At 67.5% G+C, this 16,704-nt stretch carries 14 protein-coding genes; 11 read left to right on the forward strand and 3 right to left on the reverse strand.

The window, feature by feature from the left end:
* Window positions 1-39 precede the first annotated feature (39 nt).
* Both AC1DNF_RS14505 and AC1DNF_RS14510 read right to left on the reverse strand, forming a co-directional pair.
* Entirely contained in the window at window positions 40-771 is a 732-nt protein-coding gene (locus AC1DNF_RS14505; RefSeq protein WP_478149305.1) for a hypothetical protein, read from the reverse strand.
* A 784-nt stretch (window positions 772-1,555) separates the two neighbouring features.
* On the reverse strand, window positions 1,556-2,071 hold the full coding sequence (locus tag AC1DNF_RS14510; protein WP_478149306.1) for a hypothetical protein: 516 nt from the start codon (window positions 2,069-2,071) through the stop codon (window positions 1,556-1,558).
* Between the two features lie 763 nt (window positions 2,072-2,834).
* Here AC1DNF_RS14510 and AC1DNF_RS14515 point away from each other — a divergent pair.
* From AC1DNF_RS14515 to AC1DNF_RS14555, 9 genes are all read left to right on the forward strand, one after another.
* Window positions 2,835-3,503, forward strand: a complete 669-nt coding sequence (locus AC1DNF_RS14515; protein ID WP_478149307.1) for an alpha/beta hydrolase — start codon at window positions 2,835-2,837, stop codon at window positions 3,501-3,503.
* A 106-nt stretch (window positions 3,504-3,609) separates the two neighbouring features.
* Window positions 3,610-5,199 (forward strand): glutamate--cysteine ligase, encoded by a 1,590-nt coding sequence (gene gshA / locus AC1DNF_RS14520; protein ID WP_478149308.1) that lies wholly within the window; start codon window positions 3,610-3,612, stop codon window positions 5,197-5,199.
* A 190-nt stretch (window positions 5,200-5,389) separates the two neighbouring features.
* Window positions 5,390-5,770: a response regulator gene (locus AC1DNF_RS14525; protein WP_478149381.1), complete on the forward strand. Its 381-nt coding sequence runs from the start codon at window positions 5,390-5,392 to the stop codon at window positions 5,768-5,770.
* Between the two features lie 95 nt (window positions 5,771-5,865).
* Complete coding sequence (locus AC1DNF_RS14530; protein ID WP_478149309.1) at window positions 5,866-6,795, forward strand: SDR family NAD(P)-dependent oxidoreductase; 930 nt, start codon at window positions 5,866-5,868, stop codon at window positions 6,793-6,795.
* Window positions 6,796-6,872: 77 nt separating this feature from the next.
* A complete protein-coding gene (locus AC1DNF_RS14535; protein WP_478149382.1) occupies window positions 6,873-7,940 on the forward strand; it encodes an alpha/beta fold hydrolase in 1,068 nt (355 codons plus the stop codon).
* A gap of 69 nt (window positions 7,941-8,009) precedes the next feature.
* Window positions 8,010-8,402 (forward strand): hypothetical protein, encoded by a 393-nt coding sequence (locus AC1DNF_RS14540; RefSeq protein WP_478149310.1) that lies wholly within the window; start codon window positions 8,010-8,012, stop codon window positions 8,400-8,402.
* 93 nt (window positions 8,403-8,495) lie between these two features.
* Window positions 8,496-9,755, forward strand: a complete 1,260-nt coding sequence (locus tag AC1DNF_RS14545; RefSeq protein WP_478149311.1) for a TolC family protein — start codon at window positions 8,496-8,498, stop codon at window positions 9,753-9,755.
* Between the two features lie 17 nt (window positions 9,756-9,772).
* On the forward strand, window positions 9,773-11,266 hold the full coding sequence (locus AC1DNF_RS14550; RefSeq protein ID WP_478149312.1) for an efflux RND transporter periplasmic adaptor subunit: 1,494 nt from the start codon (window positions 9,773-9,775) through the stop codon (window positions 11,264-11,266).
* A 20-nt stretch (window positions 11,267-11,286) separates the two neighbouring features.
* On the forward strand, window positions 11,287-14,412 hold the full coding sequence (locus AC1DNF_RS14555) for an efflux RND transporter permease subunit (protein ID WP_478149313.1): 3,126 nt from the start codon (window positions 11,287-11,289) through the stop codon (window positions 14,410-14,412).
* 7 nt (window positions 14,413-14,419) lie between these two features.
* Here the strand turns inward: AC1DNF_RS14555 and AC1DNF_RS14560 are convergent, their stop codons facing one another.
* Window positions 14,420-14,776, reverse strand: a complete 357-nt coding sequence (locus AC1DNF_RS14560) for an HPF/RaiA family ribosome-associated protein (RefSeq protein WP_478149314.1) — start codon at window positions 14,774-14,776, stop codon at window positions 14,420-14,422.
* A 171-nt stretch (window positions 14,777-14,947) separates the two neighbouring features.
* Here AC1DNF_RS14560 and AC1DNF_RS14565 point away from each other — a divergent pair, with 171 nt between their 5' ends.
* Both AC1DNF_RS14565 and AC1DNF_RS14570 read left to right on the forward strand, forming a co-directional pair.
* Window positions 14,948-15,625, forward strand: a complete 678-nt coding sequence (locus AC1DNF_RS14565; protein WP_478149315.1) for a response regulator transcription factor — start codon at window positions 14,948-14,950, stop codon at window positions 15,623-15,625.
* 329 nt (window positions 15,626-15,954) lie between these two features.
* Window positions 15,955-16,698 carry a histidine kinase dimerization/phospho-acceptor domain-containing protein gene (locus AC1DNF_RS14570; protein ID WP_478149383.1) on the forward strand — a complete coding sequence of 248 codons (744 nt, stop codon included), beginning with the start codon at window positions 15,955-15,957 and terminating at the stop codon, window positions 16,696-16,698.
* Window positions 16,699-16,704: the final 6 nt, after the last annotated feature.

Genomic DNA, 16,704 nt, shown 5'->3' on the forward strand with positions numbered 1-16,704 from the left:
GCCGGCAGCGTCGGCTCCGCCGGCAGACGCGCCCCGCGGCTATTGCATCAATTGCATTACGGTCAGCGCCACGGTTGGCATGCAGAGTTCCTGATTGGAGGTCAAGCGTCCGTTGGCTGCGGAAATGCCGAGCTTGAGCTCGGGCGGTATCTGGGTCGCGAAGGCGAGGCCGTGCGGAACGTCCACGAAGATGGGCAAATTGTTGACCGACAGGCTGACGCGATAGCGGCTCAGATCCGCGTCGGGAACAAAGCTCGCCACCACGTGTTTGACGCAACCCGCATCGATGGCCTTCTGCCGGGATGTCTGGGTGGGATAGGTCAGGTCCTGCGGCGACGGGCCGTAAATGGAGTCGAAGGACTCGATGACATAGTTATCCGCCTGCCCTGCCGCGATGACGTAGAAATTCGGCCCCCCGGAGGTGGAAATTCCGTGCGTGTTGAAGCTGCCGTCCACGTCGAAGACGATCCCGACATACGCTCCGACGAGACCGCGATATCCGGCGCCGTCGGCAGCTCCGCCGGTGCCCGCCCCGGGCACGCTTGGATCGAAGAGATAGATGCTGTGCCCGGAGCCGCCAGTGCCTCCCCAGCTGACGTAGTCGTATTCGAGGCGAATGGCATGATGGGCCTTCGCAAAGGGATATCTTGTCTTGTACCAACCCACGACATCGGTCTCGCCCGCTCGCGTCATTGGTAGCCAGCCGTCGCTGCTGCGCCCCTGCAACATGGCGATGGAAGATACGGTCCACACCTTGGGTTCTGCAATCATGATCTTTGCTCCTCCTTTGAAGCACCAGAACGATCCCGCGAGAGCTGAAATTCGGAATGGATTGTCGGTGGCAATTCAAGCTCTGATGCACGGATTGGCGGTAGAGGCTGTTGCAACGTGATAAATGGCTATTCTTGTTTTTCGCAAATCGCGGCCGTGAATCCGCAAGTCCGATGCGAGAAATATTCCTGTTCTCAGGATCGCCGATTTACAGAGGAGAGGAGCTCGCGGAGCCAGCGCGAAAGCCGGTAGTACCGCCATTTTCATGAGCGTCCGAAACCCGGGAAAGAAGAAAACTGTCACGTCACTCTGACAGCCCTCGGTGCGCCAATGAATAGGATGGTCTGGCAATTCCTCCTTCAAGAGATCGCAATTCGCCGGGCTTGTCGGGGTCAATATGTCTGTCGCGTCGATGAGACGCGGGCGCCGCATTGAATCTTGATGTTGCGCCTCATGCCATTGCGTCCGCCGCGGAAGGTCCTGCTGACACTCTCCTGGATGACATCGCGGCTAGGGGGTGGGACCCAGCCGTCGCTACTGATATCCTGCAGCATCTTGATGGAAGAAACTGTCCAGACCATGATTTACTCCTCCTTTGAAAAACCGGAACAACTCCAAGAACAATGAAATTCGGAATTGATTTTTCGTGACGATTGAAGCTCGACGCATGGATTCGCGGTAGACGTCGTTGGAACTGGATGAATGGTGGGGCGGGCGCCGCATTTGCCTTTACCAGGGGCGCAAAGGTCGGCAGCGCCGCTCGCCCGGCGGATGCGGCCCTCGGCTATGGCGTCGGAGTTACGCTCAGTACGACGGATTGCCCACGGATTTCCTGATTGGAGGTCAAGCTTCCATTGGCTGCCGAAATACCGATCTTGACCGAGGGTGGTATCGGCGTCGCGAAGGCGAGGCCGTGCGGAACGTACCCAAAAAGGGGCACATTGTTCACGAACAAGGTCACTCGATAGCGGTTGATGGCCGCGTCGGGAACAAAGGCCGCGAGCACGTGTTTGACGCAACCCGCATCGATGGCGTCCTGCCGGGATGCCGCGGTGGGGCACGTCAGTTCCTGTGGCGTAGGGCCGTAAATGGAATCGAAGGACTCGATGACATAGTTGTCTGCCTCGCCTGCCTCGCCTGCCTCGCCTGCCGCAATGACGTAGAAATTCGGCCCTCCGGCGGTAGGAATCCCTTGGGTGTTGAAGCTGCCATCCACATCGAACACGATCCCGACGTACGCTCCGACGAGACCGCGATAGCCAGCGCCGTCAGCAGCTCCGCCGGTGCCCGCTCCGGGCACGCCTGGATCGAACAGATAGAGGCTGTGCCCGGAGCYGCCAGTGCCTCCCCAACTCACATAGTCGTATTCGAGTTGAATGGTCTAATTGGCCGTCGCATACGCATCTCTCGTTTGATAGGTGGCGACGACCGAGGGCTCGCCCGCTCGCGTCATCGGTATCCACCCCTCGCTGATTCCCTGCAACATGGCAATGGAAGAGGGTGTCCATACGGTCGGTCCTGTAGCCATGATTTACTCCTCTCTTTAAAAACACGAATAACCTGACGAGAAATGAAATCTGGAATAGATATTTCGCGGCCCTTGAAGATCTGCCGCATTGATCGGCGGTGGGCGTCGTGGGACGTGATAAATGGTGATATCTATTTCTTGCAACTGGTGACGGCATAGGTGCAAGTACGATGCCAGAAGTATTCCTGATCTATTGATTGCTGATTTACAGAGGTGACGAGCTCTCGGAGCCAGCGTGCAAGACGGTGGCACCGCTATTCCAGGAGCGTCCGAACATCCGGAGAAGAAGAAAACTGTCACGTCACTCTGACAGCCCTCACGCGTCACGAATGGGATGATCTGGCTATTTTTCCCTCAAGAAATCGCAAATCGCGGGGCTTGTCGGGGACAATTTGTTTGTCGCACCGCCGAGACGCGCGCGCCGCAACGCGATGTCCTCTTGCCGCCGCGGAAGGTGCTTGCGGCATCTGTCAAGGCCGCCGCACCGCAGCCATCCGGCCGCTTCCACGCCCCGTTCTGCGGTAACTTCGGGGTCATGTCACTTTCCCCCATCGAAATCGAAACCGGCCCCCATCCGACGGCCAGCGTCATCCTCATGCACGGCCTGGGCGCCGACGGCAACGACTTCGTGCCGATCGCCAACGAAATGGATCTTTCCAGCGTGGGCCCGGTGCGCTTCGTCTTCCCCAACGCGCCCGTCATGCCCGTCACCCTCAACGGCGGCTACCGCATGCCGGCCTGGTACGACATCTACGGCCTCGGCACCGATTCCCCCCCGCGCGAGGACGAGGCCGGCCTGCGCCGCTCCCAGGCGGCCATCGAGGCGCTGATCGCCCACGAAAACACCCGCGGCATCCCGGCCGGCCGCATCGTCCTGGCGGGCTTCTCCCAGGGTTGCGCGATGGCCTTCATGACCGGCCTGCGCCACGCCCAGACGCTGGCCGGCATCGTCGGCCTCTCCGGCTACCTGCCGCTGGCCGAGTTCACCGCCGCCGAAGCGCACGAGGCCAACCGCCGCACGCCGATCTTCCAGGCCCACGGCCTGCGCGACGGGGTGATCCCCATCGCCCGCGCCGCCCAGAGCCGCGACGCGCTGCGGGCGCTCGGCCACGAGGTCGAATGGCACGAATACCCGATGGAACATTCCGTCTGCATGGAGGAAATCGCCGACCTCAACCGCTTCCTGCTGCGCGTCCTGGCCTGAGGGGACGAGGCCCGGGCCGCCCTGGGGGCTCCCTTCCATCCCGCATGCGCGGCTTTCGCGGCCGTGCTACCTTCCAGCCCCACAAAGAACGATGGGCTATACGAATATGAGCAACTTGAAGGAGCGCCTCGCCGCGCTCTCGCCCGCGCGGCTGAGGGGGGTCCGGCGCGGGATCGAGAAGGAGAGCCTGCGGGCGCAACCCGACGGCAACCTGGCCCTGACCCCGCATCCGGCGGCGCTGGGGTCGGCGCTCATGCATCCGCACATCACGACCGATTTCAGCGAATCCCAGCTCGAACTCATCACCGGCGCCCACACGAGCGTCGAGGCCACGCTCGACGAACTCGTCCGGGTCCACCAGTTCACCTACCGCGTGCTCAAGGAGGCCGGCGACGAGCGCCTCTGGGTGTCGAGCATGCCCTGCGGCCTGCCGCCGGATGAAACCATCCCGATCGGGCGCTATGGCTCGTCCAACGTCGGCCGGGCCAAGAGCGTCTACCGCATGGGCCTGAGCCACCGCTACGGGCGGCGCATGCAGACCATCTCGGGCATCCACTACAACTGGTCGCTGCCCGAGGTGTCCAGCGAGCAGTATTTCGCCCTGATCCGCAACTTCCGCCGCCACGCCTTCCTCCTGCTCTACCTCTTCGGCGCTTCGCCCGCGCTGTGCGCGAGCTTCGTCAACGGCCGCCCGCACGAGCTGCAGCCGATCGGCGACGGCAGCATGCACATGCCCCACGGCACCTCGCTGCGCATGGGCCGGCTGGGCTACCAGAGCGAGGCGCAGGCCTCGCTGGCCGTGAGCTACAACAGCCTCGACGGCTACGGCGCGTCCCTGCAGGACGCGCTCACCCGCCCCTGGCCGGCCTACGAGGCCATCGGCATCCGCAATCTCGGCGGCGACTACAACCAGCTCGCCACCAGCCTCCTGCAGATCGAGAACGAGTTCTACGGCACCATCCGCCCCAAGCGCGTCATCTACCCCGGCGAGCGCCCGCTGCACGCGCTGCGCGAGCGCGGGGTCGAGTACGTCGAAGTCCGGCTGATGGACCTCGACCCCTTCGAGCCCGTCGGCATCACGGCGCAGACCATGCGCTTCCTCGACGTCTTCCTGCTGCACTGCCTGCTGGCCGACAGCCCGCCCGATACGCGCGAAGAGATCGCCGAACTCGCGCACAACCAGAACCTCACGGCCGCGCGCGGGCGCGAACCCGGCCTCCAGCTGATGCGCGGCGGGCGCGAGGCCTCGCTCACCGAATGGGGCGCCGAACTGCTGGAGCAGTTCGCGCCGATCGCCGCCGCGCTCGATGCCGCGCACGGCACAAGCCTGCATGCCGAGTCAGTGGCCGCCGCGCAGGCCGCGCTGCGCGACCCCGCCAGCCTGCCTTCGGCGCGCGTGCTCGCCGCGATGTCGAAGGCACACGACGACTCCTTCGTCGGCTTCATCCGCGCGCAGTCCGCAAAGACGCGCGACGCGCTGCTGGCGCTGCCGTTTTCCGCCGAGCAGCAGGCGTACTTCGAGCGCATGACGCAGACCTCGCTGGAGGCGCAGAAGCGCACCGAGGCGAGCGACACCATGCCCTTCGAGATCTACCGCGCACAGTACGTCTCGCCCTCGCGCCTGGGCTTCAAGAACCACTGGGTGGAGACACCCGCGTCCGCCCCGTCACCTGTCAGCCAGCGCGCCGCGCTGTAGGTCGGAAGAACTCCTTCGGATGGGGGCCGCCCGCCACGGGCCGGCGCCGCATGCGCGGGGGGTAGGTGCTTGCCTACCCACAGTGGCCGCCATGGCCCACCGCGGCGGCGCCTGCCTGCGCGATGATGGCGTCAAGCACCCCGACAACCCGCAGTCAACGCTGCATCACATCCAGATCCGCAAGCTCCCGATGACCTTCAAGACCTACCTGGTGGAAGACAACGATGTCATTCGCGAAAACCTGGTGGGCTTCCTTGAGGACGTCGCCGACGCCACCGTCGTCGCGCACGCCAGTGGTGAGACCGAGGCCGTCACCTGGCTGCGCGATCACGCGGACAGTTGGGACATGGCCATCGTCGACCTCTTCCTGGACCAGGGCAACGGCCTGGGCGTGGTCAGCGCCTGCCGGCGCCGGGCACCCCACCAGAAGGTGGTGGTGCTGAGCAACTACGCGACGCCCGACATGCGCGCGCGCAGCAAGGCGCTGGGCGCCGATGCCTTCTTCGACAAGTCCGCGGAACTCGATCTCCTGCTGGACTACTGCGAAAAGGTCAGTCGCCGGGACGACTGAGTCGGGATGTGCCCCGGGGTCGGACGGCCCGCTTTCTGGGTTAAAACGCGTCGCGCTATCGACCGTTTATTCGACTTCAAGAAAGCACCAGCGACATGAGCATCAGCAACATCGACTTCAAGGGCCGCGTGGCCATCGTGACCGGCGCCGGCGGCGGGCTGGGCCGCGAGCATGCACTGGCACTCGCCGCGCGCGGCGCCAAGGTCCTCGTCAACGACCTCGGCGGCGCGCGCGATGGCTCCGGCGCCTCGGTCGGCGCCGCCCAGGCCGTCGTCGACGAGATCAGGGCCGCCGGCGGCGAGGCGATCGCCAATGGCGCGTCGGTGACCGATTTCGAAGCCGTGCAGGCGATGGTCGCCCAGGCCGCCGAGGCGTGGGGCCGCGTCGACATCCTCGTCAACAACGCCGGCATCCTGCGCGACAAGAGCTTCGCCAAGATGGAGATGGCCGATTTCCGTCTTGTGCTCGACGTGCATCTCATGGGCGCCGTGCATTGCACCAAGGCCGTCTGGGCGATCATGAACGCGCAGAAGTACGGCCGCATCGTCATGACCACCTCGTCCTCGGGCCTGTACGGCAACTTCGGCCAGAGCAACTACGGCGCGGCCAAGATGGCCCTGGTGGGCCTGATGCAGACCTTGAGCATCGAAGGCGCCAAGAACGACATCCGGGTCAACTGCCTGGCGCCCACCGCCGCCACGCGCATGACCGAAGGCCTGATGCCCGAGGAAGTGCTCGATGCCCTCAAGCCCGAGGCCGTGGTGCCCGCGATGCTGGTGCTCGCCGCGCAGGACGCGCCCAGCCGCACCATCCTCTGCGCGGGCGCCGGCAGCTTCGAGGCGGCGCACATCACGCTGACCCAGGGCGCCTGGATCGGCCTCGGCGACGACGCCCCCGAGCGGCTGGCCGCCCGCCTGCCCGACGTGACCGAGCGTGGCGGCGAGACCGTGCCCCAGAGCGGCTCGGCGCAAGGCACCCTCGAAGTGAGCAAGGCCCTTGCGCACATCGGAAAGACAGGCGCCTGATGCTGCCCGGGCTGCCCGCGCTGCCCTTGCCCGAGGGCATCCGCTCCCGCTTCGTCGACAAGGTCAACGGCCTCTCGATGCATGTGCTGGAGGCCGGCTTCGAGACCCCGGGCCGCCCCTGCGTGCTGCTGCTGCACGGCTTTCCCGAACTGGCCTTCAGCTGGCGGCGGGTCATGCTGCCACTCGCCGCCGCGGGCTTCCACGTGGTGGCGCCCGATCAACGCGGCTATGGCCGCACCACCGGCTGGCACGCCGGCTATGACGCCGAGCTCGGCGAATTCCGCATGCTCAACCTCGTGCGCGATGCGCTCGGCCTGGTGGCCGCGCTCGGCTATCGCCAGGTCGCCGCGGTGGTCGGGCATGACTTCGGCTCGCCGGTGGCCGCGTGGTGCGCGCTGCTGCGACCCGACGTGTTCACCTCGGTCGCGTTGATGAGCGCGCCCTTCGGCGGTCCGCCCGCGCTGCCCCTGGGCGCGGCCGCGCCGACGCCCGCGGGCCTGTCGGCCATCGGCACAGTGCTGCAGGATCTCGCCGCGCTCTCGCCGCCGCGCAAGCACTACCAGTGGTACTACGCGACCCGCGAGGCCGACGCCGACATGCGGCATGCCCCTCAGGGCCTGCATGCCTTCCTGCGCGCCTACTACCACCACAAGAGCGCCGACTGGCCCGGGAACCAGCCGCACCCGCTGCGCGCGCTCAGCGCCACCGAACTGGCGAAGCTCCCGACCTACTACGTCATGGAAGCCGACAAGACCATGGCCCAGACCGTGGCCGCCGAGATGCCATCGGCCGCGCAGATCGCCGCCTGCCGCTGGCTGCCCGACGACGCGCTCGCGGTGTATGCGTCCGAATACGCCCGCACCGGCTTCCAGGGCGGCCTGCAGTGGTATCGCTGCGCGACCGGCGGGCAGTTCACGGCGGAGCTGCAGATCTGGTCCGGCCGCACGATCGACGTGCCCTCGTGCTTCATCGCCGGCCGCAGCGACTGGGGCACCTACCAGAAGCCCGGCGACTTCGAGGCGATGCAGGCCAGCGCCTGCACGCGCATGACGGGCGTCCACCTCGTCGACGGCGCCGGCCATTGGGTGCAGCAGGAGCAGCCGGAGGCGGTGAGCCGGCTGCTGCTGGCGTTTCTCCAGGCCTGAGGCTTCGGCGACGGCCCGCAATCCGCTCGAAAGAATGGGGCCATTCCTGCGCCCGCTAGACTTCGGCCCGTGCGTCGGCTCGTTCTCGTCTTCCTGATGATGTTGCTTCCGCTCCAGTCGGTCTGGAGCGCGGCGGCGAGCGTCTGCGCGCACGAGTCCGAAGTCACCGTCCGGCATTTCGGTCATCACAAGGCGCATCACGACGAGGCGTCGCGCGACGACACATCGGGTGACAGCCGGCCCCTCGCGGCCGACGCCGATCACGATCATCTTCCAGGTGCCAACCCGGTCCCCTCCATGCCGTCGCTCGCCGCGCCTGTCGTGGCCGATGGAACGGTCCGGCCCCACGAGGTCGACCGTTACTCCAGCTTGTCGATTGCCGGCCTTKAACGCCCTCCCAGGAAGCTCGCCGAAATTCCTTCGGCGAGGTCAGCCCGGTTGCGCGTGACGCTTCTTCAGTAGCAGGAGAGAGCCCGAGCGCATCCGATCTCGCCGAATTCCCTCTTTCCTCAGTGATTCCTGGAGAATTCGATGCGCAGGTCTGTGTTGCCGCTCGTGGCAACTGTATTTTTCGTCGTGCCCGCGGCTCTTGCCCAAGGCGCCCCAACCCCTCTTTCCCCACCCCTCCCGGCCGCCGGCGCTGACGCCAGCGGCGTGCCGCCGCTGTCGCTGCGCCAGGCGGTCGAGGCCGCGCTGGCGCGCAACCCCGAACTCGCCGTCGCCCACTCGGAGCTCGGTGCCGTCGACGGCGCGCGGCTGCAGGCGGCGGCGAGGCCCAATCCCGAGCTGTCCTATCTGCAGGAAGACACGCGCCGGGACACGCGCACGACCACCGTGCAGATCAACCAGGCGATCGAGCTGGGGGGCAAGCGCGATGCCCGCATCGCCGCCGCGGACCGCGCGCTCGATGCGGCGCGCCTCGAGCTGGACGCGCGCCGGCACGCGGTGCGCTCCGCCGTCATCACCGCCTTCTTCGACCTGCTCGCCATCCAGGAGCGGGCCCGCGTCGCCGAAGCGTCGCTCGCGCTGTCGCGGCGCTCGTCGGATGCGGCGGCCCAGCGCGTGAAGGCCGGCAAGATCTCTCCTGTCGAAGAGACCAAGGCGCGCGTCGCCGAGGCCGGTGTGCGCATCGAGCTGGCCCAGCTTCGCGGGGAAGAGGCGGGCGCGCGCTCGCGCCTCGGCCAGGCGATGGGCCAGCCGCTGGGCCAGGTCGTGCTGCAGGGAAGCCTCGCCGACCTGCCGGGCCTGCCTCCTGAAGACGCGGTGCGCGCCCGACTGGAAGCGGCGCCCGCCGTGCGGCGCGCCGAAATCGAAGTCGAGCGCCGCAAGGCCTTGAGCGCCGTCGAGAACGCGCGCCGCGTCTCCGACATCACGGTCAGCCTCGGCGCGAAGCGCGACCAGGAAATCGGTCGCAATCAAGCGGTGATCGGCGTGACGATTCCCTTGCCGCTCTTCGACCGCAACCAGGGCCATGTGCTGGAAGCCCTGAAGCGCGAGGACAAGGCCCGCGACGAATGGCGCGCGGCCCGAGCCCAGGTCGAAAGCGAGGCCATCCAGGCGCGCGAGCGCCTGTCCGCTTCGCGCGCCGAAGCGCAGGTGCTCGCGGCCGAGGTGCTGCCCGGCGCGCAGAGCGCCTTCGATGCGGCCACCCGGGGCTTCGAGCTCGGCAAGTTCAGCTTCCTGGAAGCGCTCGATGCCCAGCGCACCCTGTTGCAGGCCCGCACGCAGCACCTGCGCGCACTCGCCGAGGCCCATCGCGCGGCTGCCGACCTGAACCGAATCCTCGGCATCGAAGCGATGCCCGATCCCCAATGAAGCGCGGAGCACCTTCCATGAACCCATCCCAAGCCCCCAAACAATGGCTCGCCATTGCCGCCGTGATCGTCATCACCGTCGTGCTCGGCGCCTTCATCCTCGGCAGCCCGAAGACCGCGGCCGGCGGCGACGAGCACCCGCACGGGCACGCGCAAGAGGCTTCCGATACACCCGCCAGGGGCCCGCACGGCGGCAGGCTGCTGAAGGATGGCGACTACGCCGTCGAGGTGACGATCTTCGAGACGGGGGTCGAACCCCGGTTCAGGCTCTACACCTACGTCGACGGCCAGCCGGCAGACCCCGCGCAGAGCCGCATCCAGCTGACGCTCGAACGCCTTGGCCAGGCGCCGCAGTCCTTTGCCTTTCGCAAGGAGGCCGACTACCTCGTGGGCGACGCCGTCGTCGCCGAGCCGCACTCCTTCAAGCTGAACCTGAGCGCCGCGCATGCGGGCAAGACCCATCAGTGGGACTACGAACAGGTGGAAGCCCGCGTGACCATGAGCGACGCCCAGCTCCAGTCGGCCGGTGTCGAACTGGACGTCGCGGGGCCCGCCATGATCGGCACCACCCTGCGGCTGCTGGGCGAGGTCAGGTACAACAGCGATCGCACGGTCCAGGTGGTGCCGCGCCTGGCCGGGCTGGTCGAAGAGGTCAAGACCAGCGCCGGGGACAGCGTCCGCAAGGGCCAGGTGCTGGCCGTGCTGAGCAGCCAGGCGCTTTCCGATCAACGCGCCGGCCTGCTCGCGGCGCAGCGCCGCCTCGCGCTGGCCCGCGGCACCTACGCGCGCGAGCGCCAGCTGTGGGAAGAGAAGATCTCCCCGGAGCAGGACATGCTGCAGGCGCGCGCCGCGATGGAGGAATCCGCCATCGCCGTCCAGAGCGCGCAGCACAAGCTCGCCACGCTCGGCGGCGCCGCCGCGGGCGGCAGCCTCACGCGCTACGAACTGCGCTCCCCGATCGACGGCGTGGTCACCGAAAAGCGCCTCTCCCTGGGCGAGAGCGTCAAGGAAGACAGTGCCGTCTTCACCGTGTCCGACCTGTCCTCGGTCTGGGTGGAAGCAGCCGTCGCCCCGCAGCACCTGGGCAGCATCGTCGCCGGCCTGCCCGTCGTGGTGAAGGCCGACGCCTTCGATGCGCAAGCCGAGGCCAGGATCGACTACGTCAGCGCGCTGGTCGGCGAGCAGACGCGCCATGCCACCGCGCGCATCGCGCTGCCCAACCCCAAGGGCCTCTGGCGCCCGGGGCTGCCGGTCTCGATCGACGTGCTGGTCGAGGAAAAGGAAGTGCCGGTCTCGGTCGCGGCCGATGCCGTGCAGGATCTGCGCGACTGGAAAGTGGTGTTCGGCCGCTACGGCACGGCGCTCGAAGCCCGGCCGCTGGAACTCGGGCGCGGCGACGGCAAGCGCGTCGAGGTGCGCGAGGGGCTCAGGGCAGGGGAGCGCTACGCGCGAACCAACAGCTTCGTCGTCAAGGCCGAGCTCGGCAAGGCCGGCGCGAGCCACGACCATTGAAGCGGGCGCTGCAGCACACCATGTTCGAACGCATCATCCGTTTCGCCATCGACCAGCGATGGATCGTCATGCTGGCCATCCTCGGCATGGCCGGCCTCGGCATCCACAGCTATCGGCAATTGCCGATCGACGCCGTGCCCGACATCACCAATGTCCAGGTCCAGATCAACACCGAGGCGCCGGGCTACTCGCCGCTCGAAGCCGAGCAGCGCGTCACCTTCCCGATCGAGACCGCCATGGCCGGGCTGCCCAGGCTCGAGCAGACACGCTCGATCTCGCGCTATGGCCTGTCGCAGGTCACCGTGATCTTCAAGGAAGGCACGGACATCCATTTCGCTCGCCAGCTGGTGGGCGAACGGGTCCAGGAGGCGCGTGGCAAGCTGCCGGGCGGACTGACGCCCAGCCTCGGGCCCATCGCCACCGGTCTCGGCGAGATCTACATGTGGACCGTGGAAGCAGAGCCCGGCGCGCGCAAGGCCGACGGCAGCGCCTACACCCTCATGGACCTGCGCGAAATCCAGGACTGGGTGATCAAGCCGCAGCTGCGCACCGTGCCCGGCGTGACCGAGATCAACACCATCGGCGGCTATGCCAAGGAATTCCAGGTCGCGCCGCTGCCCGACCGCCTCGTGGCGCATGGACTGGCCATCTCCGATCTGGTGGCCGCCCTGAACCGCAACAACGCCAGCGTCGGGGCCGGCTACATCGAGAGCCGCGGCGAGCAGTACCTGATCCGGTCTCCCGGGCAACTCGGCGGCATCGAGAGCATCGCCGACGTCGTGGTCGCCAATGTGAAGGGCGTGCCCGTGCGCATCCGCGACGTGGCCGAGGTGGGGCTCGGCAAGGAGCTGCGCACCGGCGCGGCGACCCGGAACGGCAAGGAGGTCGTCCTCGGCACCGTCTTCATGCTGATCGGCGAGAACAGCCGCGACGTGTCCACGGCGGTCGACAAACGCCTGAAGGCCATAAACAAGAGCCTGCCCAATGGCGTCGTCGCCAAGACCATCTACGACCGGACCATCCTGGTCGAGAAGGCCATCGCGACCGTCCAGAAGAACCTGCTCGAAGGCGCCTTGCTGGTCATCGCGATCCTCTTCCTGTTCCTGGGCAACATCCGCGCGGCCCTCATCACCGCCACGGTGATTCCGCTGGCGATGCTGTTCACCTTCACCGGGATGGTCAGCCACAAGGTCAGCGCCAACCTGATGAGCCTGGGCGCGCTGGACTTCGGCATCATCATCGACGGCGCCGTCGTCATCGTCGAGAACTGCATACGCCGGCTCTCGCATGCCCAGGCGAAGCTGGGCCGCGGCCTGACGCGCAACGAGCGCTTCCATGAAGTCTTCGCCGCATCCAGGGAGTCGCGGCGCGCGCTGATGTTCGGGCAGCTCATCATCATGGTGGTCTACCTGCCGATCTTTGCGCTCGCCGGCGTCGAAGGAAAGATGTTCCACCCGATGGCATTCACCGTGGTGATCGCATTGCTGGGCGCGATGATTCTCTCGATCACCTTCGTTCCCTCGGCCGTCGCGTTGTTCATCACCGGCAAGGTCGGCGAGAAGGAGGGCCGCCTGATGGCCTGGGCCACGCGCGGATACGCACCCGCCTTCGACTGGGCGATGGCGCGCAAGCCGCTGGTGCTCGTCGCGGCGGCGGCCTGCGTCCTCCTGTCCGGACTGCTGACGACCCGCATGGGCAGCGAGTTCATTCCCAGCCTCGACGAGGGCGACATCGCGCTGCACGCCTTGCGCATCCCCGGCACCAGCCTGACCCAGGCGATCGGCATGCAGAGCCAGCTCGAGAGGGTCGTCAAGTCATTCCCGGAGGTCGACACCATCTTCGCCAAGCTCGGCACCGCCGAGATCGCGACCGACCCGATGCCGCCCAACGTGGCCGACAACTTCGTGATGCTCAAGCCGCGCAGCCAGTGGCCCGACCCCGGCCGCGGCAAGGACGATCTCGTGTCGGCCATGCAGGAGGCCCTGGGCCAGGTGCCGGGCAACAACTACGAGTTCACGCAACCCATCCAGATGCGGTTCAACGAGCTGATCTCCGGCGTGCGCAGCGACGTCGCCGTCAAGGTGTTCGGCGACGGCATGGAGGAAATGAACGAGAGCGCGGAGCGCATCTCGCGCGTTCTGGAAGGCATCCCGGGCGCGGCTGACGTGAAGGTGGAGCAGACCACCGGTCTTCCGATGCTCACGCTGCGGATCGACCGGGAAAAGGCGTCCAGGCTCGGCCTCGATGTCGCGGACATCCAGGAAAGTGTTGCCGCCGCCCTGGGCGGGCAGGAGGCCGGCGCGGTGTTCGAAGGCGACCGCCGCTTCGACATCGTGGTTCGCCTGCCGGATCCGGTTCGCGGCGACATCGAGGCGATCCAGCGCCTGCCGCTGCGGCTGCCCGCGGCCGCCGAGGGCGTGCCGCGCGGCTTCGTGCGCCTGGGTGAAGTCGCGACCATCGTCTCGGCGCCGGGGCCGAACCAGATCAGCCGCGAGGATGGCAAGCGCCGCGTCGTGGTCACGGCCAACGTCCGGGGACGCGACATCGGCAGCTTCGTCGCCGACGCGCAACGCAGGATCGGCGAGCAGGTGCCGATCCCGAGCGGCTACTGGACCCAGTGGGGAGGAACCTTCGAACAACTGCAGTCGGCCGGCAAGCGCCTGCAGATCGTGGTTCCCGTCGCGCTGCTGCTGGTCTTCGCCCTGCTGTTCGTGATGTTCGGCAACGCGAAGGACGGCCTGCTGGTGTTCACCGGCGTGCCCTTCGCCCTGACGGGCGGCGTCGTCGCGCTGTGGCTGCGGGACATTCCGCTGTCGATCTCCGCCGGCGTGGGCTTCATCGCGCTGTCGGGCGTGGCGGTGCTCAATGGCCTGGTGATGATCTCGTGCATCCGCGGCCTGCGCGCTGACGGCATGCCGCTGGACGCCGCGATCCGCGAGGGCGCGCTGACGCGACTGCGCCCGGTCCTGATGACGGCATTGGTCGCGTCGCTGGGATTCGTGCCGATGGCGATCGCCCTCGGCACCGGCGCCGAGGTCCAGAGGCCGCTCGCCACCGTCGTGATCGGCGGCATCCTGTCCTCGACCGCCCTGACACTGCTGGTGCTGCCGATGCTGTATCGGCTCGCGCACGGGCGCGAGCCCTGATCAGTCCTTATTCGCTGACGGGGCCATCCTTGCGGATCGACTCGCGATCCCGATGGCCGTAGAGGCGCCCGAGCGTGCTGTCCAGCGCGCGCTTGAGCTTGTCGGCGGCGCCGCGGAAGGCCTCGTCCATGTTCGGCGCGTGGTGCGTCACGGCCACCGGCTGGTGCTTGGCGAGCCGCGCTTCCATCGCGCAGCGCTTGTCGGCGGCGCCCTTGGCGTCATGGTTTTCGTCGCTGAGGTGGATCTCCACGCGCGTGACGTCCTCCGAGAATCGGCTCAGGCACTGGCGGATCTCCGCATCGGCCCATTTGTCCAGCGTCTCCTTGTTCTCGATGCCATTGCTGGTGTTCACCTGGATCTGCATGCATGTTCCTTTCGTTCGCTCGGTGCCCCACTGTGCGCCCATATCGGCCCCGCGTGCGTAGGCATTTCGGCAACGGGGTTGAGGAACAGGCGCCCGAGAAGCCATTTTTGACAACTGTTTGATCCTTTCCTCCTTAGGCTGCGGGGCGGTGAATGCAGGCAAGGGGAGCGAATGATCAATGTGTTGCTGGTGGAGGACGACGGCGCCCTGGCGGGTTCCTTGGCCGACTACCTGTCCGAAGTCGGATTCGAGGTCGACTTCGCCTTCAATGGCGCCGTCGCCATCGAGCAGGCGGCGCGCCGGGAATACGATGCCATCGTCATGGACGTCGGCATGCCGGGCGTCGACGGCCTCGCGGCCTGTCGGGCGATGCGCGAGCGCCACCATGTCGCCACGCCCGTCGTCTTTCTGACGGCGCGCGACGCGCTGGCCGACAAGCTGGAGGGCTTTCGCGCCGGGGGGGACGACTATCTCGCCAAGCCGATCGACCCGCAGGAGCTTGCCTTTCGCCTGCGGGCCATCGCGCGCCGCGGCAAGCTGTGCGGCGCCGGCATCCAGCGCCTGGGCGAGCTGGTGATCGACCACGCGCATTCGCAGGCGCTGCGCGACGGCATCCGGGTCGAGCTGTCGGAGATCCCCTTTCGGCTGCTGTCCGAACTGGCCCAGGCGGCGCCGCTGCCGGTGTTCAAGGCCAGGCTGGAGGACCGGATCTGGTCCGATGCCCGGCCCGGCAGCGAACCTCTGCGCACCCACATCTACCGCTTGCGGCAGGCGCTGGACGTGCCTTTCGAGCGACCCCTGCTCATGACTGTCCACCGCATCGGGTATCGGCTTGCCATCCCTGACTGACACCTTCTGCGGCCGTGGGCCGCTCGCGCTGCTGCCCGGGGCCGCCGCCGTCGCCGTCGTGTGCGGCACCCTGGTGGCGGCCGGCCTCTTCATGGCGGAGGACCGTGTGGCCCAACAGCACGTCGCCCGGGAGATGGCGCGCTTCGAGTGCCTCTACACCCGCGCGGGGCCCGGCGTGCCGCTGCCGTCGACCAGCTACCTCGAAAGCTATTGGCAGGACGACCGCCGCCTGCCCGCCCGCTTGAGCGAACTCGGCCCCGGCATCCATGCCGTCGACCACGGCCTGCGCGTGGCCGTCGCCGAGCCCAGGCGCCACTCGCCCTTTGGTGATGGTGCTCGATGCGTCGAAGTTCAGTCCGCTGGGCGAGCGGCGCAGCTTCGTCCTTGCCCTCGTCGGCGCTTTGGCGGGCCTGGTCATCAGCGCGGCGGGCATGCTCGCCATCGTGCCCGCGCGCAGGCTGCATGCGGCGATCCGGCGCGAAGCCTGCTTCACGCGGCACGTCAGCCATGAACTGCGCACCCCCCTGGCGATCGCCCGCAACGCGCTGTCCGTCGTCACCTTGCCCGACTGCGGCCAGGAAAAGCGCGCGCGCAACCTCGCGCGCATCGACCAGGCCTGCCGCGAGATCGAGACCGTCGTCGAGACCTTTCTCCAGCTCGGCCGCGAAGAGGGCCAGGCCGGCGAGGCCGCCGTGGCCGTCGTCGCGCTGGGCCCGGCCGTCGAGAAGTACGTCGAGAAGTTCACCCGCGCGGGCCGGCCCGGTGCGCCGCACGTCGCCATCGGTGGCGACGCCGGCGCGGCCGCCGTCGGCCATGCGCCCATGATCGAGATGGTCCTGGGCAATCTCCTGCAGAACGCGCTCGTCCATGGAACGGGGCAGGTCATCGTCTGCCTGGGCCCGGGAGTGGTGGAGATCCGCAACCCCCTCTCGAACGCGAGCGTCGCTTCCCCGCCCGGCCACGGCTACGGACTGGAGATCGTGCGGCGCATCTGCGACCACAACCGGTGGCGCTTCAGCGAGCACCGCTCGGAGGGCATCTTCCTGGCGCGCGTCTACTTCCGCGCCCCGTGACGCGCG

Source organism: Variovorax sp. 01T432 (assembly GCF_056398605.1).